Source organism: Shewanella sp. SP2S2-4 (assembly GCF_031932025.1).
GTDB classification, from domain to species: Bacteria; Pseudomonadota; Gammaproteobacteria; order Enterobacterales; family Shewanellaceae; genus Shewanella; species Shewanella baltica.
In genome coordinates this window covers 121,338-147,554 of the sequence record NZ_JAUOER010000005.1, presented here as the reverse complement: position 1 = coordinate 147,554, position 26,217 = coordinate 121,338, and the positions used below count along the sequence as shown (strand labels likewise).

The window sequence follows — 26,217 nt, the reverse complement described above, 5'->3', positions numbered from 1 at the left end:
TTTTCATATTACATGGAAAGAGGTTTTTTATTTTTAGGGCGGCTTATCCCAAAGCAAGACAGTTGAGTTGCGTGCATTACGCATTAATTGCCATTGTTTCCCCTGTGACTCGCCACCTCCCTTTATTTCACAAGAAGTATCCCTGAGGGCCCTTCTAAAACATTCATGTCCAAAAGCGTGCTGCGTAAAGCTTTTAAATCTACAGGTTATGTTAATGCCAAAAAGGTGAGCTATGGTGATTAGCGAGACGACCGTCCGCCCCATGGATGGGGCGGTCGAGCATCCACGGACGGACTTGCTGCGTGTCGGTGAGTGAACACCATGGCTTGCCCATCAGTAGGGGTCAGCATTTAAGTTTTCAAACAAGTTATTTAGTCGTACTAGGCCTCTATTTTTAACGCTATTCTGTCTGTTTTTAAGTCAGTATGTCCGCAACCTTTTGACTTCAAACAGAGAGCATTCACCTGTAAGTACGTGATTTTAGCGTGCAACTGCTGTAGCCTCGTGGAAATTTATTGTTTCTGGTTTTGATCTTCTAGGATGCAAGCTTCGAGCTTTGCCATCTAAGGTTGTTCGTTATTTTCCCCGTGACTTTTGCTGAGTCTATTGCTCGTTAGCAAAGCGTTCACTCATTAGAGAGGGTGTCATGTGAATGCACTTCAAATGAATGCACTTCAAAACCCAATTAGGCAGTTCAATTTCGTGAAACTAGCTGTGCTGGCATTGCTAAGCTTTTTGGCTGGCTGTTCTTCAATGCAGACGGGGGAGAATGGTAACTGGGTGGGATTCACTGAATCGGGTCAGGCTTCCTTTTATGGGGATAAACATCAAAATAGGAAGACGGCCAGTGGTGAGCTTTACCAGCATAAATTAAAGACAGCGGCGCATAAAAAGTTACCCTTTGGCTCGAACGTTAAGGTCACCAATGTCGATAACGGCAAAAGTGTGATTGTGAAAATCAATGATAGAGGGCCTTTCGTGCGTGGTCGTATAATTGATCTGTCTAAATCGGCGTTCAGTAGCATAGGCAACACTTCCTCTGGTTTGATTGACGTGAAAATTGAAGTGATTAAATAGCGGCTATATTGAAAAGGATTATTTCGAAAGGGCTGTCTCGAAAAGCTATCTTGAAACACTGCTTCGCCGCAATTTAATGATTGAGTGTATTAAACCGAGTCGACGCTTTTAAATAAAATCCCAAAGCAGACAATTTGTTAAGCCGATATTTGGGCTTTACGGCATTTGGTGAGAGACTAGCGGCAGATTTGGATAACAGTAAAAGGACCCGCTATGGAATACCCACTAGTAAGTACGCAGTGGCTCGAAGCACACCTCACCGATCCCCATTTAGTCTTGCTCGATGCCAGTATGGAAACCGTTATTGGTAAAGAGCCCCTAGTTTACGATGAGCCTATTTGCATTCCGCGCTCACGTCGATTCGACTTGGAAAATGTGTTTTGCGATAAGACTTCAACTCAAATCCATGCCTTGCCGACGTTTGAGCAATTCAGCCAAGGGATAGCGCAACTTGGGATTGAGGCCGACAGTGTGATTGTTATCTATGATAACCAAGGCATTTATTCATCTCCACGGGCGTGGTGGACCTTTAAAGTTATGGGTTTTAATCGAGTCTATGTACTCGATGGTGGCTTGCCTCAGTGGATTGAAGAAGACCGCATCACCTCATCGCGTTATCAAGCCGAAGGCGTCGATTACGGCCCGACGGATATCGATACATTAGCTGATGTGCTGCAATACCACCCCGAGCGGGTGATGGATGCCGAGGCCGTGTTATCACGTATCGAAGATGCCGAAACCGCGATTGTCGATGCCCGTGGTGCGCCACGCTTTTTAGGCCAAGTGAGTGAGCCGCGCCCCGGTGTGCGCTCAGGGCATATTCCTCGCTCGGTTAACTTACCCTTCGCTCAAGTGCTTGATGGCAATAAAATCAAAAAGACCAGTGAGTTACAGGCTATTTATCAAGGGCTAGCAGCGGACAAGTCCGCACGGATATTTAGCTGTGGCTCTGGGATTACGGCGTGTATTTTGATCTTGGCTTCGGTTGCGGCAGGGCATACACATCCCATCCTCTATGATGGCTCGTGGGCGGATTGGGGCAGTCGTACCGATCTGCCAATTGAGTGCTAATTGTGCCGTGCATTGATTGAGTCAGTACAGTTTTGAGCATTATGTCATTGCGGTGTCATAACCGCTGCGTTGTTTGGCTAGATCACCAAGGAGGATCCCTTGATAGGCAGATTGATTGAGAAGTTGGTTTTTGGGTTGATTCTTGTGATTGCCTTGCAGTTGCCGCAACTGGCTGATCATTATCAGCAATTTCTCGCTGGACTCTATGCATCGACCCAATGGCAGGTAGAAGGCTACGAGGCAACGGCTAAGGAATATCATTATGCCGATGCTGAGGCCATGATTGCCCGTCACCAGCAAAATGAGGAGCCTAGCGTGCGTGCCGACGCCGAGCAAAAGGTACAGACAATCGCGCTTTATAAAGAGTTAACACAAGGCTTGGCGATGTTTAACACGGGCAATTTGTTTGAGAAAACTGCCTATATGTTTAATCCCGTTCGCTTTGATTATCTTGAGAAAACCGTCAGTAACTTTAAGCCAGGAATACCTTTAACCATCAGTGGGATTGGTTTTGGCGTTGTGGTGGCGTTAGTCGTGCATTATCTCGGGTCTATCCCTTTTATCCTGTGGGCAAGGCGTAGAAAGCGGCAGAGATTAGCGAGAGCAAATTAGCTTTTAAAAAGCCGTTATGGTTCTCAGACCGAGGCTATCTCTTAGGCGAGGCTTAGCGTTGTTGCAGCCTTAATAGTAAAGAATGACTTGCAGTTGAATGACTCGTATCTAAATGACGAGTGGTTAAATGGCTCGTGCTTACAACAATAATGCCCATCGGATTGTTTATCCGATGGGCATCATGCGTTAGAGCTTAAAACCAGCCCTTAAGACCAGCTCTTAACATCTGTTCTTGAAAAAGTGCTTTAAATAAGCTTTTAAAACAAGTCTTTAAATCTGTGATACAGCATGCCAGCCGCGAGCATAGGTGAGCGGAATGTCGGGCCGCCGGGGAAGGTCATGTGTTTGATTTTAGCGAACACATCGAAGTGTCCCGCCTGTTGGCAAATGGCCTCGGCCAGTAGTTTTGCCGCCATGTGAGTGGCATTCACGCCATGTCCTGCATAGGCTTGGGCGTAGAAAATATTATTGGCATCGGGCAGGCGACCAATTTGTGGCATACGGTTAGCCCCAATGCCTATCATGCCGCCCCATTCATAATCGATGCGCACGCCTTTTAACTGTGGAAACACCTTCTCCAGATTCGGTCTCAGTGCCGCTTCAATATCCTTGGGATCTTTACCCGAATAAGTACAAAGGCCACCAAACAGCAGTCGACGATCTGCGGATAAGTGAAAGTAATCTAAGGCAATTCGCATATCGGCGAAGGCCATATTCTGCGGGATAATGCTCGCGCATTGGGCCTCAGTTAAGGGCTCGGTCGCCAATAAATAACTGCCAGCGGGTAATACTTTACCCCCAACAAAACTGTTAAGTTTGTGGCCAATATAGGCATTGCCAGCCAGTACTAAGTATTGGCAAGTGACTTCGCCCTTGGCGGTCATGACCTTAGGTTTAGCGCCTTGAATGATTTTTTCGGCGGCGCTGTATTCAAATAACTGCGCGCCGAGATTACGGGCGACACGTGCCTCACCCAGAGCAAGATTCAGCGGGTGTAAATGGCCGCTGCCCATATCGACCAGCGCACCTTGATAAAAATCTGAGCCTATGACTTCACCTAATTGTGGCTTAGTTAACAGCTTGATTTCTTGCTGATAACCCATGGCCTTGAGTGCGCTAAATTCTTCTTCAAGCTCATCCATGTGGCGAGGTTTAACTGCTAAGTCGCAGTAACCCATTTGCAGATCGCAGTCGATACTGTGTTCTTGTATGCGATTTCGCACAATTTCGACGGCTTCAAAGCCCATCTGTTGAATTGCTTGAACACCTTCAGTGCCTATTTCACTGTGAAATTGCGAAGGGTCATGGCCTATGCCGCGAATGAGTTCGCCGCCGTTTCGCCCCGATGCGCCCCAGCCAATGCGCTTGGCTTCTAATAGGACGACACTCATGCCGCGCTGTGCGAGTTCTATGGCGGTATTGATACCGCTAAAGCCGCCGCCCACTATGCAGACATCGGCACTGATATTGCCTTCGAGTTGTGGGTGCGCGTAAATTTCTTTAGCAGTATCAACATAATAAGAGTGTGGGTACTGTTCGCTGTGCACTGGAGGTTTGCTTGCCATTATGGCTCCAAAAAATTGTTTTTATTGTAAATTGGACTTGTCTCAGTATACTCATCACACTTTTAACATGACGCAAAAAAGTGTTCGTTTTATTTAACACGCTTTTTATGTAGAATACAATGAAAGCATTAAAACACGCGCTTTTTGGGCGAAAATGCGTTCTGGATGGTGTTTATCCTGAACAACCTGTTCGTCATCTATCGGGGTTGACCCGAGCCTTCAGGGGGATGTGAAATTTGGATATTGGAGCCAGCCTCAAAACTGTTCGAAAAATGAAAGGCTTATCTCAACGAGAATTGGCCAAACGTGCTGGTGTGACTAACAGTACGATTTCAATGATCGAGAAAAACAGTGTTAGCCCGTCAGTCAGCTCTCTAAAAAAAGTGCTGTCGGGTATCCCTATGTCTTTAGTGGATTTTTTCTCCATTGAAGCCTCTGCGGATAGTGAGCAAAAGGTCGTCTATCGATCCAATGAATTACTGGATATCGGCACTGGACCACTTGAATTTAAACTGATCGGCCGTGATTATCCGAATCGCGCTATGTCAGTAATGAGTGAGATTTATCCGCCCGGTTCAGATACGGGTGAAGAAATGCTGAAGCACGAAGGTGAAGAGGCTGCCATGGTGATCGAAGGTAAATTCGAACTCACTGTGGGTGATGAAGTGTATATTTTGGAAGCGGGTGACAGTTACTACTTTAACAGTGAAGTGCCCCATAGATTCCGCAATCCCTTTGATGAACCTTGCCGTCTGGTGAGTGCGACTACGCCTGCGAACTTCTAGTTAAGTCATCAACTTACCCTATTATTCAACATATTAGGCCACTTATTCACTAGAAGTGAGTGGCGTAATACTGTTATTCAACACAACTGCGGATTTACCTCCTTTCTAATCCTGTCATATTTGTTATATATCCTCTTCTTTGTGTAAATAATATTGGTTCAAATTTAGCGCGAATACGGTTTAATTTACGCTGCTAAAAGTGAGCTTTTTGCCCGCTGAAGCACTATTTTATTCACATGAAATAACATTAAATAACCAAAATATAGGTTTAACTACATGTTATTTATGCTTATTAAACACAAGTGGATGAAATAATCTTTAACAAGTGCTTAACCTCTTGCCTAGTGTGAAATTTCGGTGTACTGTGTGAAAAAATGAACATTTAAAGACAAAGTGTTCGTTATGCTAGTAAAACGAATTCTAAAGGTGAGATATGTCAGCCGATTTGCCCCTCATAGGTGTTATTGCTTGTAATCAACAACTGGGTTCACATCCCTTTAATATTGTTGGTGAAAAATACCTTTTAGGTGTAGTTAATGGCGCGAAAGGCTGGCCGTTAGTGATCCCATCGTTAGGCGGCGATTTACCGATAGACATGATTTTAGAACGTCTTGACGGTATTTTGTTTACTGGCTCTCCTTCTAATGTAGAACCCCATCTTTATGCAGGCCAACCGAGCGAGCTTGGTACACACCATGATCCTAAACGTGATGCGACGACTTTGCCGCTGATCCACGCCGCTATTGCTGCTGGGGTACCTGTATTAGGTATTTGTCGCGGTTTTCAAGAAATGAATGTGGCCTTTGGTGGCAGTTTGCACCAGAAGCTATATGAGGTGGGTGGCTTTATTGAACATAGAGAAGATAAAACCGCATCCTTAGATGTGCAATATGGGGCTTCTCACAGTATTACTGTTGAGCCCGGGGGGCTTATTTACGAGGCCTGGGGCCGTAACTCTGCAGAGGTCAACTCTGTGCATACTCAAGGCGTGGAGCGTCTGGGTGTTGGGTTGCGGCCAGAAGCTTATGCTCCAGATGGGTTAGTGGAGGCTTTCTCCGTAATAGGTACTAAAGAATTTGCCCTCGGTGTGCAATGGCATCCAGAGTGGAAGGTGAGCGAAAATCCGTTTTACCTCTCCCTTTTCAATGCCTTCGGTGATGCATGCCGGCGCAGGGCTACAACTCGAGTGAAATAATAATGAATAAGCTAATCGCTTTTTTAAAAGAACGAAAAATCACAGAAGTCGAATGTGTTATCAGTGACATGACTGGCATCGCCCGCGGCAAGATTGCACCAGTCGATAAGTTTCTCGATGAAAAAGGCATGCGTTTGCCCGAAAGCGTGCTGTTACAAACCGTCACCGGCGATTTTGTGAATGAAGATGTTTACTACAGTTTGCTCGATGCAGCCGACATCGATTTTGTCTGTGTTCCCGATGAAAACGCTGTCTTTATGTTGCCTTGGACCATCGAAGCCACGGCGCAGGTGATCCACGATTGCTACGACAGAATGGGTAATCCGATTGAGCTGTCACCACGTAACGTATTGAAAAAAGTCTTGTCTCTCTATGACGAACAGGGCTGGGAACCGGTTATCGCTCCTGAAATGGAGTTCTATTTGACCCGTCGTAGTGACGACCACGATTTACCTCTAAAGCCACCTATTGGCCGTTCAGGTCGCCCCGAAGCGGGTCGCCAGTCTTTCTCTATCGATGCTGCCAACGAATACGATCCTATGTTTGAAGACATGTACGATTGGTGTGAGCTTCAAGGTCTAGATATCGATACCTTAATCCATGAAGATGGCCCAGCTCAGATGGAGATTAACTTCAGCCACGGCAATCCATTGTCCCTTGCTGATCAAGTGTTTATCTTTAAACGCACCTTGCGCGAAGCGGCACTTAAGCACGATGTTTGCGCTACTTTTATGGCTAAACCTGTGACTGACGAACCTGGTAGTGCAATGCACATTCACCAGAGTGTGATCAATAAAGAGACGGGCAAAAATATTTTCACCAATGAAGATGGCACTAAGAGCCAGTTATTCTTGGGATATATTGCCGGTCTGCAAAAATTCATCCCTGAGTTGCTGCCGCTGATGGCGCCCAATGCAAACTCTTTCCGTCGTTTCCTACCCGGTACTTCGGCGCCAGTGAACTTAGAGTGGGGCGATGAAAACCGCACCTGTGGATTACGTATTCCCGAGTCTTCGCCACAAAACCGTCGTATCGAAAACCGGATTCCCGGCGCCGATGCAAACTGTTATTTGGCCATTGCCGCGAGCTTATTGTGTGGTTATATCGGTATGGTTGAGGAGCTAAAACCTTCTACGCCAGTGCAAGGTAAAGCCAACGAAAGCCGCAGCAACAACACCCATTGTTTACCGCTTACCTTAGAAGAAGCCTTAGCGGCGATGGAAGAAAGTGATGCCTGTAAGGAGTATTTAGGTGAAGCCTTCACCACAGGTTTTGTGGCGGTGAAACAGGCTGAACTTGAAAACTTCCGCCGTGTGGTCAGTTCATGGGAACGTGAATTCCTATTGCTCACTGTGTAATGTTTTTGGATTAAGTGCACTAGCTGTGTTACCGCGTTAACCCAGACAAATCTGAGGTTAGCGTCGGTAACAACAAGATGGTGATTTGCACTGTTTTAGTGAAGTTGCACCCAACCGGTGCAACTCACTTGTTAAATAATCTGATGGTTTTTAATGGCTTGTTGATTAAAGTGATTATTCAATTCAGATGTGTGTCCGCTAGAAAAGTGAAATAGGCCTAACTGTTTTAAGTCGCTCGTTTGCTAGAGTCGCTAACTAATTGTTAGTCATATTTAAAATGTGTTTTATCTTAGTGGTTTTTGCGATTACTTAGGGACTTGAGGCATTTGCCTTAATGTTGCAATATGTACAAGCAGTGTCATATCTAGTCTAATTTTTTGAGTGTTAATGCAATACCGATGCCTCGAAAATTTGGCACGAAACCTGATACTTAACAAATTGCAGCAAGATATAAAGGTGGCATGGATCCCGTGCCGTAGAGACTGCCGATGCGGTTTGTAAGGTGTAGCATTGGTCGAAAATAACAACAATATCCGGATAGCCCGGTGACACAATGTCAGAATTTGCTTAAGCAATTCTGCTACCCGAGAAAGGAGAAAGCATGAAGCTATTTAATAAGATGACCACTCTAGCTCTGGTCACTGCGAGCGTATTAGCGAGCGCAGCGGCCCAAGCGGAAGAAGTGGTTCGCGTGTATAACTGGTCAGATTATATCGCGGAAGATACCTTAGAAAACTTCAAGAAAGAAACGGGCATTCGGGTAATTTACGATGTGTTCGATAGTAACGAAGTGCTTGAGGCTAAATTACTGTCTGGTCGTAGTGGCTACGATATCGTTGTCCCTTCTAACCACTTTCTCGCTAAGCAAATCAAAGCGGGTGCTTTCAAACCTTTAGACCGCGCTAAGCTACCTAACTTTAAAAATTTAAATCCAGCCCTGATGAAGCTACTTGAGAAAGCCGATCCGGGTAACCAGTATGCCGTGCCTTATTTATGGGGAACCAATGGTATTGGTTACAACATAGATAAAGTGAAAGCGGCTGTGGGTGAAGATGCGCCATTCAACTCAATGGAACTGATCTTCAATCCTAAATATGCTGAAAAAATCTCTAAGTGTGGCTTTGCTATGCTGGACTCTGCCGACGATATGGTGCCTCAAGCACTGATTTATTTAGGTTTAGATCCTAACAGCTCCAACCCAAGCGATTATGAAAAAGCCGGTGAGTTACTGGAAAAAATCCGTCCTTACGTGACCTATTTCCACTCATCTCGCTATATTTCAGACTTAGCAAACGGTGACATTTGTGTGGCCTTTGGTTTCTCTGGCGACGTATTCCAAGCTAAAGCGCGTGCTGAAGAGGCGGGTAATGGCAATAAGATTGGTTACTCGATTCCAAAAGAAGGCGCCAACCTGTGGTTTGATATGTTAGCTATCCCAGCCGATTCGACTAACGCAGATAATGCACTGACGCTGATTAACTATTTCCTCCGTCCAGAAGTCATAGCGCCTATCTCTAACTATGTGGCCTATGCTAACCCGAACGATCCTGCACAACCTCTGGTTGATGAGGCTATCCGCACCGATCCCGCGATTTATCCACCACAAGAAGTGTTAGATAAACTTTATATTGGTGAAATCCGTCCTTTGAAAATCCAACGCGTATTAACCCGTGTTTGGACCAAAGTGAAGTCAGGACAATAGTCGATAAGGGGCAAGCCTAGCTTGCCCCTAGCTTGGCAGACTTGCTATGTCCAATCCTATGCATAGTTCATCCACGTATAGGATTTGACACAGTTTGGTTAACCTCTTTTCATTCATTAATCGTGTTGAACCCAGAGTTTGAGCGTATTGACGCATCATTTTCGGGTGGAGAAGTACTATGGCAATCACCTCGGGCGTCACCAATAAACCGACAACAAAGACGCAAGAAAAAGTACTGCTCAGAATTGAGCGGGTAAGCAAGTTATTCGATGACGTACGGGCTGTCGACGACGTGTCATTAACCATCAATAAAGGCGAAATCTTTGCCTTACTCGGCGGCTCAGGCTCGGGTAAGTCGACGTTATTGCGTATGTTAGCGGGATTTGAAAAGCCCACCTCTGGCCGTATTTTCCTCGATGGCGAAGACATCACAGATTTACCCCCATACGAACGTCCGATCAATATGATGTTCCAATCCTATGCTCTGTTTCCCCACATGACAGTGGCGCAAAACATTGCCTTTGGCTTGAAGCAAGACAAGTTACCTAAGGCCGAAATTGAGCAGCGTGTACAAGATATGCTCAAGTTAGTGCACATGGAGCAGTATGGTAAACGTAAGCCACATCAGTTATCCGGTGGTCAACGTCAGCGTGTTGCCTTGGCCCGTTCACTGGCAAAAAGGCCGAAATTATTACTGCTCGATGAGCCTATGGGCGCATTGGACAAAAAACTGCGTACCCAGATGCAACTCGAAGTGGTTGAAATTCTTGAGCGTGTCGGTGTGACCTGCGTGATGGTGACCCACGATCAGGAAGAAGCCATGACAATGGCGGGGCGCATTTCCATTATGAGCGACGGTTGGATTGCCCAAACTGGCTCGCCCATGGACATTTACGAAAGCCCGAACAGCCGCATGATTGCCGAGTTTATCGGCACTGTGAACTTATTTGGTGGCGCGATTGAAGTGGATGAAGTCGACCATTTGATCATTAAACCTAATGAGTTGGCTCAATCTTTCTATGTCGGTTACGGGGTGTCGACCAACGTCGAAGACAAAAATGTGTGGCTCGCTGTGCGTCCTGAAAAGACCATTATTAGCCGTGAACAGCCTGAAGGTCAGTACAACTGGGCGAAAGGAATCGTACACGATATCGCGTATTTAGGCGGCATTTCAGTGTATTACATTCGTTTAGAGAATGGTCAAATCGTCCAGTGCAGTATGACTAACCGTGAACGCCGCGCCGATCATGCCACATGGGATGACGAAGTGTTCATCAGTTGGGAGGACACCAGTGGCGTGGTGTTGAGATCATGAAGATACCGACTAAATTAAAGTGGCTCAAAGGCCGCATTTGGACCATAGGCATACCCTATGCTTGGCTGTTATTGTTCTTTGCCTTGCCATTTGCGATTGTCCTTAAACTGAGTTTTTCGACGGCGGCGATTGCGATCCCGCCCTATGAAGCCACGTTCCAATATGCCGATGATGTGTTAAATATCTTCCTGCATTTTGGTAACTATTTGATGTTGCTTGATGATTCGCTGTATTACATGGCGTATCTCAGCTCATTGAAAATGGCGTTAATCTCGACCATCGGCTGTTTGATTATTGGCTATCCAATGGCCTATGCGATTGCCCGTGCGCCAGCGCGTTTGCAAACCGTATTGCTGCTGTTAGTCATGTTGCCTTCTTGGACCTCATTTTTAATCCGGGTTTACGCTTGGATGGGGATCTTAAGTAACACAGGGATCATCAACCATTCGCTGATGTGGCTGGGAATCATCTCTGAGCCGTTACAAATCCTCAATACCAATATTGCCGTGTATATCGGCATTATCTATGCGTATTTACCTTTTATGATTTTGCCTTTGTACGCCACCTTAGTGAAACTCGATATGAGTTTGATTGAAGCCGCGTCTGACTTAGGCTCAAGCCGTTTAAATACCTTCTGGAAAATCACTTTCCCGCTGTCAAAAAGCGGTGTGATTGCCGGTTCTATGTTGGTGTTTATTCCTGCTGTGGGTGAGTTTGTGATCCCTGAGTTACTCGGTGGTCCAGATTCCTTAATGATAGGTCGAGTCTTATGGCAAGAATTCTTCAATAACCGCGACTGGCCTGTGGCTTCGTCACTGGCGATTGTAATGCTGGGTTTATTGATTATTCCTATTACCTTATTCCATCGCTATCAGGCGCGTAGTTTGGAGAAAGACCTATGAAAAAGTTAAGTTTTTCTTCAGCGATGTTGTGGTTTGGCTTGTTCTTCCTTTATGCACCTATGTTAGTGCTGGTGATTTACTCCTTTAACGACTCTAAATTAGTGACGGTATGGGGCGGATTTTCACCTAAATGGTATGGCGAGTTATTTCAAGACCAACAGATTTTAGACGCTGTATGGACCAGTTTGCGGATTGCCTTTTATAGCTCAACCATGGCAGTGATTATCGGCACTATGGCGGCCTTTGTGATGACGCGCTTTAAGCGTTCATGGGCGAAGCTGACATTATCGAACATGATCACAGCACCACTGGTTATGCCAGAGGTGATCACAGGTCTGTCTTTGCTACTGCTATTTGTGCACATGGCCGACTTGTTTGGTTGGCCGAAAGAGCGCGGCATGTTAACTGTGTGGATTGCGCATTCGACCTTCTGCGCTGCTTATGTGGCTGTGGTTGTGTCGTCAAGATTGCGCGAGCTGGACATGTCTATCGAAGAAGCGGCAATGGACTTAGGGGCAACACCGCTAAAGACCTTCTTCCTGATCACTGTGCCTATGATTTCGCCGGCGCTGGTGGCGGGTTGGTTGTTGTCATTCAGTTTGTCCTTAGACGATTTAGTGATCGCAAGTTTTGCCTCGGGCCCAGGTGCAACGACGCTGCCTATGGTGGTGTTCTCCTCGGTACGTTTAGGGGTTTCGCCTAAGATCAACGCCTTAGCGACGCTGATCATTCTGTGTGTCTCCTTAATCGCCTTCTTGTCTTGGTATATGGCAAGGCGGGCAGAGAAACGCGACCGCACACCGATGAACTAGTTTGCTTAATCTTGGGGTGGCTTTGGTATCGCCAAAGCCACCCTTGTTAATTGTCACCACTCCCATCATCCGCTTTGCTTTGCAGGCTTGTTCTGCGACTCGACACCATTAATATGACATCGCTAAGCTTAAGTAGCATGACATCATTGAGCTTAAGATTATTGCGTGTTTGAAATATCAAACAAAATGTAAATTATTGCACTTTTCTGGCTAGTGTTTCGTTTTCTGAAGGTGTAGGATGTGATGGCTGTTTAAAATAATGAACATTAGAATTCAAGGGAACAACATGTCTGCCATAGCTCACGCTGGATCATATTATGCGGCATCGGCCAACGATAAGGTTGAACGTCCGCGCCTAGAGGAATCGATTGAAGCCGATGTTTGTGTGATTGGCGCGGGTTATACGGGCCTTTCTGCTGCGCTACATTTATTAGAATCTGGCTTTAGTGTGGTGGTGTTAGAAGCCGCTCGCATTGGCTGGGGCGCCTCGGGCCGTAATGGCGGACAAATCGTCAATAGTTTTAGCCGTGACATTGATACTATTGAAAAAACAGTCGGCAAAGAACAAGGTAAACTCTTTGGCCAAATGGCCTTTGAGGGCGGAAAAATCATCCGCGATCGGATTGCTAAGTACAACATTCAATGCGATCTAAAAGATGGCGGCGTGTTTGCCGCGATGAACGAAAAACAAATGGGTCATCTGCGCCATCAAAAGCAACTGTGGGAAAGCCACGGTCATGTTAATCAGCTCGAACTCCTCGATGCCAAAGGCATTCGCGGTGTGGTAAATACTGAGCGTTATGTCGGTGGTCTGCTCGATAAAAGCGGCGGCCATATTCATCCGCTTAACTTAGCTCTTGGCGAAGCGCGTGCGGTCGAATCCCTCGGCGGCAAGATTTTTGAAGACTCAGCAGTGCTGAGTGTCGATGAAGGCGATAGCCCAGTTGTGCATACGGCGCAGGGCAGTATCAAAGCCAAGTTTGTGGTCGTGGCGGGTAATGCTTATTTAGGTAAGTTAATGCCAGAGCTGCAGGCGAAATCTATGCCCTGCGGCACGCAAGTGATTACCACAGAGCCTTTGAGCGACGATCTGGCGGCGAGCTTATTACCGCAGGATTACTGCGTCGAAGACTGTAACTATTTGCTCGATTATTTCCGTCTGTCTGGCGACAAGCGAATGATTTACGGCGGCGGCGTAGTGTATGGCGCTCGCGATCCGGCGGATATCAAATCGATCATTATTCCGAATATGCTCAAAACCTTCCCGCAATTAAAAGATGTGAAGATCGATTATGCGTGGACAGGTAACTTTCTGCTAACGCTATCGCGTCTGCCACAGGTCGGTCGTATCGGTAAGAACATCTATTATTCACAGGGTTGCAGTGGTCACGGTGTCACTTATACCCATCTGGCAGGCAAGTTACTGGCCGAAATGCTCAACGGCCAAGCCACGCGCTTCGACGCCTTTGCTGCATTGCCACATTATCCATTCCCCGGTGGTCACGCACTTCGCGTCCCTTTTAGTGCTATCGGAGCTTGGTATTACACGTTAAGAGACAAACTGGGTCTCTAATATCATCACTTTTAAGAAGCTAGGTTGCTTCACAATACGAGGAAATCCTTGTGCAATTAAATGATCCGAGTTTGCTACATCAACAGTCTTTTATTAATGGTCAATGGTGTGATGCCGTTTCTGGTGACACGCTAAAGGTGGTTAATCCCGCAACAAATGCCCTGATTGGTCATGTTCCTAATATGGGACAAGTTGAAACTGAGATGGCGATTAAGGCGGCAGAAGCGGCTTTACCTGCATGGCGAGCGCTCACAGCCAAAGAGCGCGGCGCTAAGTTAAGGCGTTGGTTTGAATTACTCAATGAAAACAGTGATGACTTAGCATTGCTCATGACGACTGAGCAGGGTAAACCGCTGGCAGAAGCCAAAGGTGAAGTAACCTATGCCGCTTCGTTTATCGAGTGGTTTGCCGAAGAAGCGAAACGTATTTATGGCGATACCATTCCTGGGCATCAAGGGGATAAGCGCTTGATGGTGATCAAGCAGCCTGTCGGTGTAACCGCTGCGATAACGCCGTGGAACTTTCCTGCGGCGATGATCACTCGCAAAGCTGCTCCAGCGTTAGCTGCGGGTTGCACTATGGTGGTAAAACCGGCACACCAAACACCATTTACCGCATTAGCGATGGCTGAACTCGCTAAGCGTGCCGGTATTCCTGCGGGCGTATTTAGTGTGTTAACGGGTGATGCGGTGCAGATTGGTAATGAAATGTGCAGCAACCCGATAGTGCGTAAGCTGTCTTTCACTGGCTCAACCAATATCGGTATTAAATTAATGGCGCAATGTGCGCCTACCTTAAAAAAACTGTCGCTAGAGCTTGGCGGCAATGCGCCATTTATCGTGTTTAATGATGCCAATATCGATGCCGCTGTCGAAGGCGCTATGATTGCTAAATATCGTAATGCTGGCCAAACCTGCGTCTGCGCTAACCGCATTTATGTGCAAGACGGTGTATACGACGAGTTCGCCTTAAAACTCAGCACTGCAGTGGGCAAGCTTAAGGTTGGAGAGGGCATCAAGGAGGGCATCACTACGGGTCCGTTGATCAATGCTGCCGCAGTCGAAAAAGTGCAAAGTCATCTTATCGACGCCATAGCTAAAGGTGCATCTGTGCTCGCAGGCGGTAAAGTCCACGACCTTGGCGGTAATTTCTTCGAGCCAACCGTGCTGACTAACGTTAATAAAAGCATGCTCGTTGCCCGCGAAGAAACCTTTGGTCCACTCGCGCCGCTGTTTAAATTCAGCGATGTCGACGATGTGATTAAACAAGCTAACGATACTGAATTTGGCCTTGCCGCTTATTTCTATGGCCGCGATATTTCACTGGTGTGGAAAGTCGCCGAAGCCTTGGAATACGGCATGGTTGGGGTCAACACTGGCTTGATTTCGACGGAAGTCGCACCCTTTGGCGGGATGAAATCCTCTGGACTGGGCCGCGAAGGTTCTAAGTACGGCATCGAAGAATATTTAGAAATGAAGTACATCTGCATGTCCGTTTAATACGGTCCGATTTGGCGTGTGAGGAACACTAAATGACAACAACCAATGATTCATTGATGGCACGTCGCCAAGCCGCAGTTGCGGGTGGTGTCGGGCAAATTCACCCGATCTTTACCGCGCGCGCCGAAAACGCGACCGTGTGGGATGTTGAAGGTCGCGAGTTTATCGATTTTGCGGGCGGCATTGCTGTGCTTAATACCGGTCATCTTCACCCTAAAGTGAAGGCGGCGGTTGCGGCTCAGCTGGATAATTTCTCCCACACTTGTTTTATGGTGCTTGGTTACGAGAGCTATATCCAAGTGTGTGAAAAGCTCAATCAATTGGTGCCAGGGGATTTTGCCAAGAAGACGGCATTATTCACTAGTGGTTCAGAAGCGGTTGAAAACGCAGTTAAAGTGGCGCGTGCCTATACCAAACGTGCTGGCGTGATTGCGTTTACCTCTGGCTACCATGGTCGCACTATCGCAGCCTTGGCACTGACCGGAAAAGTCGCGCCTTACAGTAAAGGTATGGGGCTGATGTCGGCGAATGTGTTCCGTGCCGAGTTCCCGTGCGAGATGCACGGCGTGTCCGATGATGATGCGATGGCATCGATTGAACGCATCTTTAAAAATGATGCCGAGCCAAGTGATATTGCCGCCATTATTTTAGAGCCAGTACAGGGCGAGGGTGGTTTTTATGCTGCATCACCCGCCTTTATGCAGCGGTTGCGCGCATTATGCGATCGTGAAGGCATTATGCTGATCGCCGATGAAGTGCAAACGGGCGCTGGCCGTACCGGCACTTTCTTTGCCATGGAGCAAATGGGCGTGAGTGCAGATATCACTACTTTTGCTAAATCTATCGCGGGTGGGTTCCCACTTTCTGGCATTACTGGCCGCGCGCAAGTGATGGATGCCATTGGTCCGGGTGGTCTTGGCGGTACGTATGGTGGCAGCCCGTTAGCGTGCGCCGCGGCGCTTGCTGTTATTGAAGTGTTTGAAGAAGAAAAGCTGTTAGATCGTGCCAATACCATAGGTGAGCGCATTAAGTCTGCATTGAACGTGATGCAGGTCGAACATGCTCAAATCGCCGATGTGCGTGGTTTAGGCGCGATGATCGCCATTGAATTGATGGAAGATGGCAAACCTGCACCGCACTATTGCGCGCAAGTATTGAGTGATGCCCGTGACCGTGGATTGATTTTATTATCCTGCGGCACTTACGGTAATGTGCTGCGTATTTTGGTGCCATTAACCGCGCCGGATGCACAAATTGATGCAGGCCTTGGTATCCTCAAAGCCAGCTTCGATGCCGTTTTGAAAAGCTAATATTGCTTTGATATAAAGCTGTTTTAGATGACAGTTTTACATAATGAAAATCCCGCTTCGGCGGGATTTTTTATGGAAGTGGCGATTGTTTTGGCGTTTGCCATTTTTACTGCCAATGGCTTTCAGCACGAGTCAGTTGACTGAATGGCTACTGTTTAATCTCCATTAGGATCTGCAGCGCTTTTTTGCGTTTATCAAGGTCGTACAAGTCATTGGTAAAGATAAACTCATTCACGCCAAGTTCTTTGACGATCATTTCCAAACGATGCTTAATCGTCGCTGGGCCGCCAATGACAGATAAACCTAAGAAATTATCGACATAGGTTTCTTCTTGCGCACTCCATAAGCCATCCATCGTTTCAACCGGAGGTTTTAACCATAACTCGTGACCACGGATAAGCGCCAGTACGCGCTGTTTCGAGGTCGTGCCCAGAAATTGCGCCTCTTCATCAGTGTCGGCAGCAACGAGCGGCAAACCTAACATCACATAGGGCTTATCAAGCACTTGAGAAGGTTTAAAGTCGCGGCGATAGATTTCAATCGCATCGTAAAGAAAACGTGGGGCAAAGTGGCCCGCAAACACATAGGGCAAACCGCGCTGTGCCGCTAATTGTGCGCTAAAGAGACTCGAACCCAATAACCAAATCGGCACATTAGTGCCTTCTCCAGGAATCGCTCGCACCGCATGGCGACCATTGTAAGGGCCGAGTAAGGTTTGTAATTCACTGACTTCTTCAGGGAATTGTTCGGCGCGACTGGTATCGCGGTTCAGTGCTCGGCTGGTAACTTGATCGCTGCCGGGTGCGCGTCCCAGTCCTAAATCGATACGACCAGGATAGAGACTTTCAAGGGTGCCGAACTGCTCGGCGACGACTAATGGCGCATGGTTTGGCAGCATAATGCCACCCGCGCCGACGCGAATACGCTGCGTATTGCCAGCAATATAACCAATTAATACTGAGGTCGCCGCGCTGGCGATACCGGGCATATTGTGGTGTTCGGCAAACCAAAAACGATTAAAGCCGAGGCGATCGGCTTCCTTGGCATACTGCAAACTGTTGTGCAGCGTTCCACCCACAGTCGAACCTTGGCGCATGGGCGCGAGTTCCAATAGCGAGAAGGGAATATCGGCCAATATTGATGTCTGTTGTGACATAGTGTCTCCAAGTGACTGCCGTCTTTTGCTAGCGAAAACAAGCGTTGCTAACAGTGTTAGTCGCATTGCTAGTGGCATTGTTAGGCGCATAGCGAAGAACAAGCGTTAACGGCTCAGTCTTGATGAATAAAAAGGTATTCAGTGTTATTGATATGGGGCTAAGTACCGCGCTTCTCAAGCTTGAACGGTTAACTCTTTTCCCCTTCGTTATTTCATTAGTCATGTCAATTTGAGTTTGCACTTGAGCAGCGTTATTAAACCGAGTGCGTCTTGGTTCATACTTGCTTTGTAACAAATCGAGACGGTGAAGTCATCCCAGCGTGAGGGACGATAATGTGGAACTGAAGATCTTATTCTCAGCAACTCAGCGCTAGGCCTGTCACTGCGGGATTGGGTGAGGTTCGCTACAGCTCATTTGGTTATGAGTTGCAACACAAGGGTATAACTAAGTGAAGTGATAAAAAAACTGCCGATAGCAGGGCTATCGGCAGTTGATGTTATGCAATAGATAAATCGCTATTGTCAGTCGAGCATTACTGCTCGGCTTTCACATCCCGTAGCGATGCTGCAGCACTTTCATTCTCAGTATTATTATGTGAATGGTGAGTCTCAGTCAGGCGACGCATTAGCGGTAATACCGCAAGGGCGAAAAAGGTACAGACCACAGCCGCGATACCCAACTTATTAAATAGGCTGGTGTATACTGGCAAGGTTTGCAGTGGATCGACTAAATCTTTTGGCACACTGGCGAAGTTAGCGACCACACCGCCCAGATACTGTGAAATACCTGAGGCGACGAAATAGGCGCCCATCATAAAACCGCCCATACGCGCAGGTACGTAGCGGGCAATCATGGCAAGACCAAGACCACTCACCAGCAATTCGCCTAAAGAGTAAGAGGCATAGCCCCAGATCATGATCCATGAAGAAGTTTTACCGTTGACGGCGAATTGTCCGGCAAAGCCATAGATAAAGAAGCCGATAGCGACGACGGCAAAACCCAGGGCAAATTTCGCCGCGATAGAGAAGTCTTTATCATTGCGACCCGCCCACGAATAACTCCACGCCAAGATTGGACTTAACACCATAATCCATAATGGATTCAATGCTTGAAACTGGGCCGGTGACCAAGTCCACAAATGGGTACCAAAAATTTGGAAATCCCAGTCCACGTTACGTAATGCAAAGAGTGCAAGCGAGGTCGACATTTGTTGATAGAAGATAAAGAAGAATACGGTTTGCACTGTGAGGATCAGCGCCGCAATCAGTCCCGCTCGTTCACTGGTTTCGCTGGTGCGGATCAAGTGGAAGAAAATGGCCAATACGGCTATGCCAGCGGCGTAAACAAAGACACGGGCAACCGCTTCATATTCCAGAATAATGGCCGAAGCGACAACCGACAATGCGGATAGAGCTAACACAATTGCGAGGCTTTTCTTGTTCACTGGGCGAGTATCTGGCTCAGAACCGTAATGGACTAAACTCTTACGCATAAGTGCATAGTTGCCTAAACCCACCAATATACCGACACAACACACGGCAAAAGCGGCATGCCAGCCGAATTCGTTACCATACTGGGCGTTGACGTAATCTTTAATCCAAGGCGTCAGCAACATAGAGAAGGTTGAGCCGACGTTGACCGCCATATAATAGATGGTAAACGCACTGTCGATTTTAGAATCGTCACCTTCGTAAATTTTACGAACTAAGTTACCCGCATTCGGTTTGAACAGGCCGTTACCGACCACAATCACACCGAGCGCTGAAAACATAAACCACGTATTTTCAGTGGGTACGGCCATCAGCGCATAACCCAGAGACAAAATCCCCGCGCCGAGCAGCATAGTGCGTTTAGTGCCGAGGATCTTATCCCCAACCCAACCACCAATCGCCGGTGATACATAAATGAGCGCCGCACAGGCACTCCACACTAAGTTTGCACGTGAGTCATCAAAGCCAAGGCGCTGCACCATAAAGTACACAATCAGCGCTTGCATGCCGTAATAACCAAAGCGTTCCCATAATTCGATAAGAGACACAGTCATAAATGAATGTGTTTTACTTACCGGAGCAGTCCCAATAGTCATATCGCTTGCTTCCAACATTGTTGTTTTAATATTTGAGTTCAAAAGTATAAGGCGATAACCCAAGCAAACCAATGGCAGAGGCTGACAAAACAGACTTTGTTACAAATGAATTGATGAATTTTAATGTGTGTTTAAGGCGTTGGACTGTGTTAACTACGACTTTGGGGACGTCAATAAACCCAGCTAAACCTAAAGTCGTCAGCGTCAGTAACAGTGATATAACACTTTGTGAATCGCTGGGTTAGCGGACTGAGGGTTTAAACTCGATAAAAATATTGCTCGTTAGCCGGCCTGTTCTTGGGTTGGCATCAATATCGGTTTGTGGGTTCACTAAGGTGGAATGCAGTAAATTACTGGGATAAATCACTAAACGATTCGGGCGATACTCGACTTGATGATAAATCTCATAATGACTGTCGCTTTCAACACAATAGCCCGACGGATGGCGAGTAATGTCATCGACCAGAGGCTGAGCCGACTTAAAGTAGTCTGGCATACGCTCTTCATTTATCCGCTCAAAGCCCGTCGGAATATGGCGGAAAAACGCCGTATTGCCATGGGGACCGTCGTTTAAATAGTGTAACAGCGCGAAATAGTGCGGTGAGGGAGTATCAAAATGCGGCAGGCATTGCAGCGGTTTAAGCTCACTCGCGGGGGTGCTGATCAGCGAGAAATACAATGCCTGTAATTTGATGCTTAAGCTCGAAGGGATTTGGTACACATCATAAATCAGTTGGTACACAAGATTGAGTACATCGGTGACATAGGCCTGTGGCAAGGGAGCACGCACGCCGGGGTAAAAAGACCCGTTATCGGCAGAAAAGTGCGCTTGGGTGTAAGCGCACTGGCGTATTGGCAACAGATCCGCCGCAACATCATCGATAATAATCAAGGGCGTCTTTTCATTGCCAAGATAAACTAGCTGAGGCGTGAGCTTGACTGTCTGTGACTTAATTGTCTGTGACTTAGTTGCTTGTTGCTTAGTTGCCTGTGACTTATTCGTATCAGCGTTGCGATCTATTGTTTGCATCCCTGTCCCTCACATTGGCATAGGTTTAGTGTTGGCTAAAACCTCAGATGGGCAATAGTGCTGAATAAAATCGATGTGGGCAGGTAGGCTTTCTACCTTGCGTTTAACGGTTGATTTTATGTTGTTTAAGAAGGCTTCGAGTTCAGGCTCTTCCATCACATCGACTATCGGGTGATAGTGTTTTGGCATTATGCCTTGGCCCATCATCACTTGGATCCATGAGCTTTCGCCAAAGAGTTCGCTACCGTATTTATAGACCTTACCGCTGTCGGCAAACATTTCGATACGATGTTTGAGCGACGCCGGAATGTCCATGTTTTTGCAATAACGCCAGAAACGGCTGTCTTCGCGTTCCGTGGCCTTGTAATGCAAGATAATAAAGTCGCGGATATTGTCCATTTCGAGTTTAGTTTGTTGATTAAACTCATCAATATCGGATTGCACTATGCCCGCCGACGGGAATAGTTGCATCAACCTGATAATGCTACGTTGGATCAAATGAATGCTGGTGGATTCCAGTGGCTCTAAAAAGCCGCCGGACAGCCCGACGGCAACACAGTTTTTATGCCAATGCAGGCGACGGGTGCCGGTTTTAAACTTGATAACCCTAGGCTTATTCAGCGGTTCCCCTTCAAGATTCGCGAGGAGCAACTCAGTGGCATCCTCATCGGAGATAAATTTGCTGCAAAAGACCAGGCCATTGCCCGTGCGATTTTGCAGTGGAATACGCCACTGCCAACCCGAGTCGCGAGCAATCGAGCGAGTATAGGGAATAGGCACTCCCACGGACTGGGTTTGCACCGCAATCGCACTGTCGCAGGGGAGATAATGGCTCCAATCTTCAAAGCCAGTATTAAGTGTTTGCTCGATCAGCAGTGCGCGAAAGCCGGTGCAATCGATAAACAAATCCCCTTCGATTGTTTCGTCATTCTCTAGGACGAGCGCTTTGATATTGCCGCTATCATGATGCTGTAATACCTGTTTTATTTTTCCTTCAATACGGTGAATGCCGTGTTGTTCGGCCATTTTTCGAAGGTACTTGGCATAGAGGCTGGCGTCCATGTGGTAAGCATGGTTGTAATCTTGGTTTGGCAATACGGCAAAGCGTCCTTGGCGGGCGGCGAGATGTTCGGCGCAGTAGTCGCCTATTTCACTCACCATGCCAAGCTGCTTACCTTTTAACCAAAAATGTTGAAAACCACAGGCCCAACAATCTTTACCTAAAAAACCGAAGGAATGCAGGTAGTTTTTATTGATATCCTGCCAATTTTCAAAGGAGATCCCGAGTTTAAAGGTCGCATTTGTCGCTGCCATGACCTCTTGTTCTTTGAGGCCGAGTAATCGATGGAAAATATGTAATGTGGGAATCGTCGCTTCGCCCACGCCGACCGTACCAATTTCATCGGATTCGACCAGCACAATTTCTAAGTGTTTGCCCATCAACTTAGTGAGCGCCGCAGCAGCCATCCATCCGGCTGTTCCGCCACCCGCTATCACGACTCTTTTTATGGCTGTTGTCATCGTTTATATCCTCAACTGGGCTAACGTTTGAGCTTATTGGTTAAATCTGCCCGCAGTTTTCGGGCGTTGATTTCATCGAGTGGGGTGGTCAGCATACCTTGGGCCGCACTAGGAATGTGCTCTAGATCGCCATCCTCATGGTCAAAAATATAGTGTTCGAACAGGGCTTTCCACGCTTGGCGCTGGGCCTTGGGTAAGGAGCGTAAACTTAACATCGCGTGCAGTAAGGCATTATTGGGGCGGCCAAGATAGCCGGGCGTATCTCGCCACCAATGGGTAATGAGCACATTAAAGTCATCCATTCCACGCACATGGTGCCACCACATACTGGGGATGAATAACACATCACCGGGTTCCAGTGCGGCGACTTGCGCGGCTTCCATCGCCTTGGCAAATTTAGGAAAGCGGTCAAAATCTGGGTTATCCATATCGACTAAGCTAATGTCTTGGCCGCCTGGGGCAAGCTCCATTGGGCCGATATACAGATTGCTGACTTGCTCCGGCGGGAACAGGGTAAAAGTGCGTCGACCGACGACATTGCAGGCTAAGTTATGGGGAAAGTCGAAATGCGCAGCGATACGAGTTTGATTGCCAAGCCAGATATTGGTGAGCGGTGACAAAGGTGCAAGATTGAAACTATTGTCGTCGCCAAGTCCGGGTAAGCACTGATTAATATCGGTTGAGCCCATATAAATACTGGCGGCTTGCGGCGCAGTGAGCTGCGTGAAGATTTGCCGCAAATCTAACTTACCCGCCTGATAATTAAACCCATCTAAAGTGTCGTTATAAAATACGCGGCCTTGATGTTCAGGCGCTAGATAATAGGCGGTGACGGGCATGCCTTGGTAAAACTGGGCCAGATACTTCATCGCGCTATCGCTGGACTCAAGTCCTGCTTTCACTAAAGGCCAGTTTGCGCAAAGTCCTTTAAATACCAAAGGCTGCTCAGCATCTTTAATCAGCGCGAGCATCTCCTCGGTTGAGCAGTTTTCAAGGTGTTTGACGACATTAGTTTTAGGTTTAATCACATCAAGACTCATGGCTGCGACCTAGTTAACCTTGCGCATTTTTAAGGTTAAGCAAGTCACGTACTCTTGCCTGTGAGGCCAAGGTCATGTAAATCGCCTCTAGATAACTTTTAGCATGTAATTGAGCGAGCACTTCTGCCGAAAGGGCCGCTAGCGTTTCTTCATTAATAGTATAGAAACCCATCATTTGATGTTGGTGGCCATTGTCGAGCTTGATATCTAAGGTAAAGGATTCCAGCAACTTATGTTCGATAAGCAAATCGATAAAGTGCTTACTGTCGATAAGCCCGTGGTGGATACCTTCTAACATATCCCCAATGTCATCCAGATATTGCGTATTCCCACCATAGGGATGGAACAAAGCTTCGCCTTCGGTTGTGCTGACTTTTGGGCTCGCCATATCGATATGTATGACCCTTTGTTTTAGCTCGACACCGTCTTCGCGCACGCTTTGCTGACCAATAAGAAACGGCTGACGACGTAGGGTGAGAGGGATGTAAGAAGCCTGCCAAGTGCCATTATTTAAAAACAGATTCTCATTATTTTGAAAACCATAAAGCGCCACTGCAAAGAACTGGCCTGTGGTCTGATCCTTTTGGAAAAAAATCGGATAATGCGCCTGTACGCTGCGAAACTCCGCCGGAAAAGTGACACTGAACCAGACATTATCGCCGTACTTAGCATTACGCTCAGTGATAATTTTAATATCTTTATGATCTACGCTGTTAAGTAATACGTGTTGGTTCATAGGGTTACCTTTGTCCTTTGTTGGTTCTCACTGCCGCGAGTTATTCTTGTTATTTTTGCTAAATCTTAGGGAAACCAAATTGCCAGACCTTGTTTAATAGGTCGCGATTGCTCGGAAGGCTTTGGCTCAATGCATGGACCTTTTGCTGATTCTCGCTAAAAAGTCTTTGTGCAACTTGCTGTTGCGACGGCTTGATATGGGTGGGCAGGGCAGTATTAAACCCCATACCATAAAGCACATATTGGAAACTCGCCGCCGGAAATAAGGGTTCTTTGTAGCTAATGTCGTGGCTGCTTGGCGCTTGATAACGCCATAGGTCGAGTTGCTGCTGTAATCTTTCAGGAATGGATGCGGCGTCTCTATGATCGCGCCAGTAATCATCTACTTCGCGTCGACTCACGACATAATGCAGTTTCAAAAAGTCGATGATTTGCTGCCAGTGGCGCTCGTAGCGTTCATTCACTCGCTGGGCAATTGTATCCATCACGCCGCGATGCGTTGGCAGTTGTGTGGCTAAGGTATTTGCCGTCCATTCCACTAAAGCCAATGCCGATGCTTCTAAAGGTTCAATAAAGCCTGCCGCCATGCCGATGGCGATACAGTTGTTTTGCCAGCATTTTGCATGGTAGCCGGGGTTGATATTCAGCTTTCGATATTCTTGTTTACGACGATCAACTGCGTTGCTGGATGCCGATTGAGGATTAGTTGATGTGTCATTGGCTAAATAGGCTCTTAAGGTTCGTTCAGCCTCGTCATCGCTACAATGGGCCGATGAATAGACATAACCCACGCCTTTGCGAGTCGGTAAACCTATATCCCAGATCCAGCCACTGGGCTGCGCCGTCGAGAGTGTGCATGAGGCGATAGGGCTGTTTTCTTCGGCATAGGGGACTTGAATCGCTAAGGCGCTGTCGTTAAACAGCACAGCTTTTTGGCAGAGGAAGGGCACGTTAAAATGCTCGCCCAACAGCAATGATTTAGTGCCAGAACAATCGACAAACATATCGCCTAAGATCACGCCATGTTCTTTGGTCGCAAGGCTTTCGATATCCCCATTATCAAGGCTTTGAACCTGAGTGACATGATCTCGAATGTACTTTATCCCCAGTTTTTCGGTGCAATGCTGCATTAACAGTTGGCTAAATTTCCCCGCATCTAAGTGATAGCCGTAATTGTTTTGAAAATGATATTCCGGCGTCGCAATGGTTTTAGGCGCCAGCCCTAGCTGAGTCAGCGCATCTTGGTTGGATACCGCCTGAGCAAAACTGACCTTGTCACTGTGAGGCAACCAAAAGGGACACAAGTCTAACTCTTGATGGCCATGGGGTAAGCTAAAGGGATGTAAATATTGGTTAGAACCGAATGGTTTAGTATGTTCAGTATCATCGTACTGCCAGTGAATAAAGCGTGAGCCTTGCTTGAAACTCGCGTCGCATTGGCGGATAAATTCGGTTTCGCTGATGCCGATTTTATCTAAGGTGTTACGCATCGAAGGCCAAGTGCCTTCGCCGACGCCAATAGTGGCCACATCGGGGGATTCTATTAATGTGATATTGAGTTTAGGCGAGTGCGCAAGCTGGCCTTTATCGACATTATGCTCGGCGGCCAAAAGGGCAGCGGTTAGCCAACCGGCTGTGCCGCCACCGACAATGACAATGTTATTAATGGCTGTGTGAGTTGCTTGCTGCATATCGAGTGCCTAATCTTTTATTGTTGTTTATAAAAGGCTTTTATTTTTTCGTTATCACTAACGCGGTTAGCGCTTGCGTTAGGATTGAATAGTTTTACTGCGATTTCCAGTATTTATTTTACTCATATTGACTAAAAAGAGCGGCTACGTCCGTGTAGCCTGCTGTCATCCTGATAAAAAT

General features: G+C 47.1%; 21 protein-coding genes. 13 read left to right on the top strand and 8 right to left on the bottom strand.

Translation table 11 applies throughout. The annotated features are described in order from the left end of the window. Window positions 1-663: 663 nt before the first annotated feature. The 3 genes from Q4Q54_RS06305 to Q4Q54_RS06295 all read left to right on the top strand — a co-directional run bounded on the left by Q4Q54_RS06305 (window position 664) and on the right by Q4Q54_RS06295 (window position 2,760). Window positions 664-1,077, top strand: coding sequence for a septal ring lytic transglycosylase RlpA family protein (locus Q4Q54_RS06305; RefSeq protein ID WP_220593019.1), 414 nt, complete (start codon window positions 664-666; stop codon window positions 1,075-1,077). A gap of 213 nt (window positions 1,078-1,290) precedes the next feature. Beyond that, a complete protein-coding gene (locus tag Q4Q54_RS06300) occupies window positions 1,291-2,148 on the top strand; it encodes a sulfurtransferase (protein WP_311905065.1) in 858 nt (285 codons plus the stop codon). Window positions 2,149-2,247: 99 nt separating this feature from the next. Beyond that, a complete protein-coding gene (locus Q4Q54_RS06295) occupies window positions 2,248-2,760 on the top strand; it encodes a DUF2937 family protein (protein ID WP_311987988.1) in 513 nt (170 codons plus the stop codon). 257 nt (window positions 2,761-3,017) lie between these two features. On the opposite strand, the gene Q4Q54_RS06290 is transcribed toward Q4Q54_RS06295, so the two are convergent. Next, window positions 3,018-4,325, bottom strand: coding sequence for an FAD-binding oxidoreductase (locus Q4Q54_RS06290; RefSeq protein ID WP_311987987.1), 1,308 nt, complete (start codon window positions 4,323-4,325; stop codon window positions 3,018-3,020). A gap of 236 nt (window positions 4,326-4,561) precedes the next feature. On the opposite strand from Q4Q54_RS06290, the gene Q4Q54_RS06285 reads away from it, so the two are divergent. The 10 genes from Q4Q54_RS06285 (at window position 4,562) to gabT (ending at window position 16,776) form a co-directional block, all read left to right on the top strand. Then, on the top strand, window positions 4,562-5,110 hold the full coding sequence (locus Q4Q54_RS06285; protein ID WP_006080693.1) for a cupin domain-containing protein: 549 nt from the start codon (window positions 4,562-4,564) through the stop codon (window positions 5,108-5,110). Window positions 5,111-5,543: 433 nt separating this feature from the next. Next, entirely contained in the window at window positions 5,544-6,305 is a 762-nt protein-coding gene (locus tag Q4Q54_RS06280; RefSeq protein ID WP_011846116.1) for a gamma-glutamyl-gamma-aminobutyrate hydrolase family protein, read from the top strand. Window positions 6,306-6,307: 2 nt separating this feature from the next. After that, window positions 6,308-7,663, top strand: a complete 1,356-nt coding sequence (locus Q4Q54_RS06275) for a glutamine synthetase family protein (protein WP_063884501.1) — start codon at window positions 6,308-6,310, stop codon at window positions 7,661-7,663. Window positions 7,664-8,264: 601 nt separating this feature from the next. Beyond that, on the top strand, window positions 8,265-9,365 hold the full coding sequence (locus Q4Q54_RS06270; protein ID WP_006085019.1) for a polyamine ABC transporter substrate-binding protein: 1,101 nt from the start codon (window positions 8,265-8,267) through the stop codon (window positions 9,363-9,365). Between the two features lie 178 nt (window positions 9,366-9,543). Beyond that, complete coding sequence (potA, locus tag Q4Q54_RS06265; protein ID WP_006080699.1) at window positions 9,544-10,680, top strand: polyamine ABC transporter ATP-binding protein; 1,137 nt, start codon at window positions 9,544-9,546, stop codon at window positions 10,678-10,680. Beyond that, window positions 10,677-11,582: an ABC transporter permease subunit gene (locus Q4Q54_RS06260; RefSeq protein WP_006080701.1), complete on the top strand. Its 906-nt coding sequence runs from the start codon at window positions 10,677-10,679 to the stop codon at window positions 11,580-11,582. Before potA ends, Q4Q54_RS06260 begins: the two co-directional genes overlap by 4 nt. Beyond that, a complete protein-coding gene (locus Q4Q54_RS06255; RefSeq protein ID WP_006080702.1) occupies window positions 11,579-12,394 on the top strand; it encodes an ABC transporter permease subunit in 816 nt (271 codons plus the stop codon). Before Q4Q54_RS06260 ends, Q4Q54_RS06255 begins: the two co-directional genes overlap by 4 nt. A 286-nt stretch (window positions 12,395-12,680) precedes the next feature. Further along, window positions 12,681-13,967 (top strand): FAD-binding oxidoreductase, encoded by a 1,287-nt coding sequence (locus Q4Q54_RS06250; RefSeq protein ID WP_311987986.1) that lies wholly within the window; start codon window positions 12,681-12,683, stop codon window positions 13,965-13,967. A 50-nt stretch (window positions 13,968-14,017) separates the two neighbouring features. Continuing rightward, window positions 14,018-15,466: an NADP-dependent succinate-semialdehyde dehydrogenase gene (gabD, locus tag Q4Q54_RS06245; RefSeq protein ID WP_012196785.1), complete on the top strand. Its 1,449-nt coding sequence runs from the start codon at window positions 14,018-14,020 to the stop codon at window positions 15,464-15,466. A 32-nt stretch (window positions 15,467-15,498) separates the two neighbouring features. Continuing rightward, the gene (gabT, locus tag Q4Q54_RS06240) at window positions 15,499-16,776 is read left to right on the top strand and encodes a 4-aminobutyrate--2-oxoglutarate transaminase (RefSeq protein ID WP_012196786.1); all 1,278 of its coding nucleotides are present in this window, start codon (window positions 15,499-15,501) and stop codon (window positions 16,774-16,776) included. A gap of 148 nt (window positions 16,777-16,924) precedes the next feature. On the opposite strand, the gene Q4Q54_RS06235 is transcribed toward gabT, so the two are convergent. From Q4Q54_RS06235 to Q4Q54_RS06205, 7 genes are all read right to left on the bottom strand, one after another. After that, on the bottom strand, window positions 16,925-17,932 hold the full coding sequence (locus Q4Q54_RS06235) for an LLM class flavin-dependent oxidoreductase (RefSeq protein WP_126491377.1): 1,008 nt from the start codon (window positions 17,930-17,932) through the stop codon (window positions 16,925-16,927). A 533-nt stretch (window positions 17,933-18,465) separates the two neighbouring features. After that, window positions 18,466-20,019 carry a peptide MFS transporter gene (locus Q4Q54_RS06230; protein ID WP_311987985.1) on the bottom strand — a complete coding sequence of 518 codons (1,554 nt, stop codon included), beginning with the start codon at window positions 20,017-20,019 and terminating at the stop codon, window positions 18,466-18,468. A 241-nt stretch (window positions 20,020-20,260) separates the two neighbouring features. Then, a complete protein-coding gene (locus Q4Q54_RS06225; protein ID WP_311987984.1) occupies window positions 20,261-21,049 on the bottom strand; it encodes a DUF6445 family protein in 789 nt (262 codons plus the stop codon). Window positions 21,050-21,058: 9 nt separating this feature from the next. After that, window positions 21,059-22,570: a tryptophan halogenase family protein gene (locus Q4Q54_RS06220; RefSeq protein WP_311987983.1), complete on the bottom strand. Its 1,512-nt coding sequence runs from the start codon at window positions 22,568-22,570 to the stop codon at window positions 21,059-21,061. A gap of 20 nt (window positions 22,571-22,590) precedes the next feature. Further along, a complete protein-coding gene (locus tag Q4Q54_RS06215; RefSeq protein WP_311987982.1) occupies window positions 22,591-23,610 on the bottom strand; it encodes a cupin-like domain-containing protein in 1,020 nt (339 codons plus the stop codon). A 13-nt stretch (window positions 23,611-23,623) separates the two neighbouring features. Further along, on the bottom strand, window positions 23,624-24,346 hold the full coding sequence (locus Q4Q54_RS06210) for a SapC family protein (RefSeq protein ID WP_259589164.1): 723 nt from the start codon (window positions 24,344-24,346) through the stop codon (window positions 23,624-23,626). 58 nt (window positions 24,347-24,404) lie between these two features. Then, the gene (locus tag Q4Q54_RS06205) at window positions 24,405-26,036 is read right to left on the bottom strand and encodes a tryptophan halogenase family protein (RefSeq protein WP_311987981.1); all 1,632 of its coding nucleotides are present in this window, start codon (window positions 26,034-26,036) and stop codon (window positions 24,405-24,407) included. Between the last annotated feature and the right edge of the window lie 181 nt (window positions 26,037-26,217).

What these genes read in the sequence shown, in the direction of transcription:
- Q4Q54_RS06305 (WP_220593019.1), top strand. Translation starts at nt 664, where the DNA reads ATGAATGCACTTCAAAACCCAATTAGGCAGTTCAATTTCGTGAAACTA.
- Q4Q54_RS06300 (WP_311905065.1), top strand. Translation starts at nt 1,291, where the DNA reads ATGGAATACCCACTAGTAAGTACGCAGTGGCTCGAAGCACACCTCACC.
- Q4Q54_RS06290 (WP_311987987.1), bottom strand. Translation starts at nt 4,325, where the DNA reads ATGGCAAGCAAACCTCCAGTGCACAGCGAACAGTACCCACACTCTTAT.
- Q4Q54_RS06280 (WP_011846116.1), top strand. Translation starts at nt 5,544, where the DNA reads ATGTCAGCCGATTTGCCCCTCATAGGTGTTATTGCTTGTAATCAACAA.
- Q4Q54_RS06275 (WP_063884501.1), top strand. Translation starts at nt 6,308, where the DNA reads ATGAATAAGCTAATCGCTTTTTTAAAAGAACGAAAAATCACAGAAGTC.
- Q4Q54_RS06270 (WP_006085019.1), top strand. Translation starts at nt 8,265, where the DNA reads ATGAAGCTATTTAATAAGATGACCACTCTAGCTCTGGTCACTGCGAGC.
- potA (WP_006080699.1), top strand. Translation starts at nt 9,544, where the DNA reads ATGGCAATCACCTCGGGCGTCACCAATAAACCGACAACAAAGACGCAA.
- Q4Q54_RS06260 (WP_006080701.1), top strand. Translation starts at nt 10,677, where the DNA reads ATGAAGATACCGACTAAATTAAAGTGGCTCAAAGGCCGCATTTGGACC.
- Q4Q54_RS06255 (WP_006080702.1), top strand. Translation starts at nt 11,579, where the DNA reads ATGAAAAAGTTAAGTTTTTCTTCAGCGATGTTGTGGTTTGGCTTGTTC.
- Q4Q54_RS06250 (WP_311987986.1), top strand. Translation starts at nt 12,681, where the DNA reads ATGTCTGCCATAGCTCACGCTGGATCATATTATGCGGCATCGGCCAAC.
- gabT (WP_012196786.1), top strand. Translation starts at nt 15,499, where the DNA reads ATGACAACAACCAATGATTCATTGATGGCACGTCGCCAAGCCGCAGTT.
- Q4Q54_RS06235 (WP_126491377.1), bottom strand. Translation starts at nt 17,932, where the DNA reads ATGTCACAACAGACATCAATATTGGCCGATATTCCCTTCTCGCTATTG.
- Q4Q54_RS06230 (WP_311987985.1), bottom strand. Translation starts at nt 20,019, where the DNA reads ATGACTATTGGGACTGCTCCGGTAAGTAAAACACATTCATTTATGACT.
- Q4Q54_RS06225 (WP_311987984.1), bottom strand. Translation starts at nt 21,049, where the DNA reads ATGCAAACAATAGATCGCAACGCTGATACGAATAAGTCACAGGCAACT.
- Q4Q54_RS06220 (WP_311987983.1), bottom strand. Translation starts at nt 22,570, where the DNA reads ATGACAACAGCCATAAAAAGAGTCGTGATAGCGGGTGGCGGAACAGCC.
- Q4Q54_RS06215 (WP_311987982.1), bottom strand. Translation starts at nt 23,610, where the DNA reads ATGAGTCTTGATGTGATTAAACCTAAAACTAATGTCGTCAAACACCTT.
- Q4Q54_RS06210 (WP_259589164.1), bottom strand. Translation starts at nt 24,346, where the DNA reads ATGAACCAACACGTATTACTTAACAGCGTAGATCATAAAGATATTAAA.
- Q4Q54_RS06205 (WP_311987981.1), bottom strand. Translation starts at nt 26,036, where the DNA reads ATGCAGCAAGCAACTCACACAGCCATTAATAACATTGTCATTGTCGGT.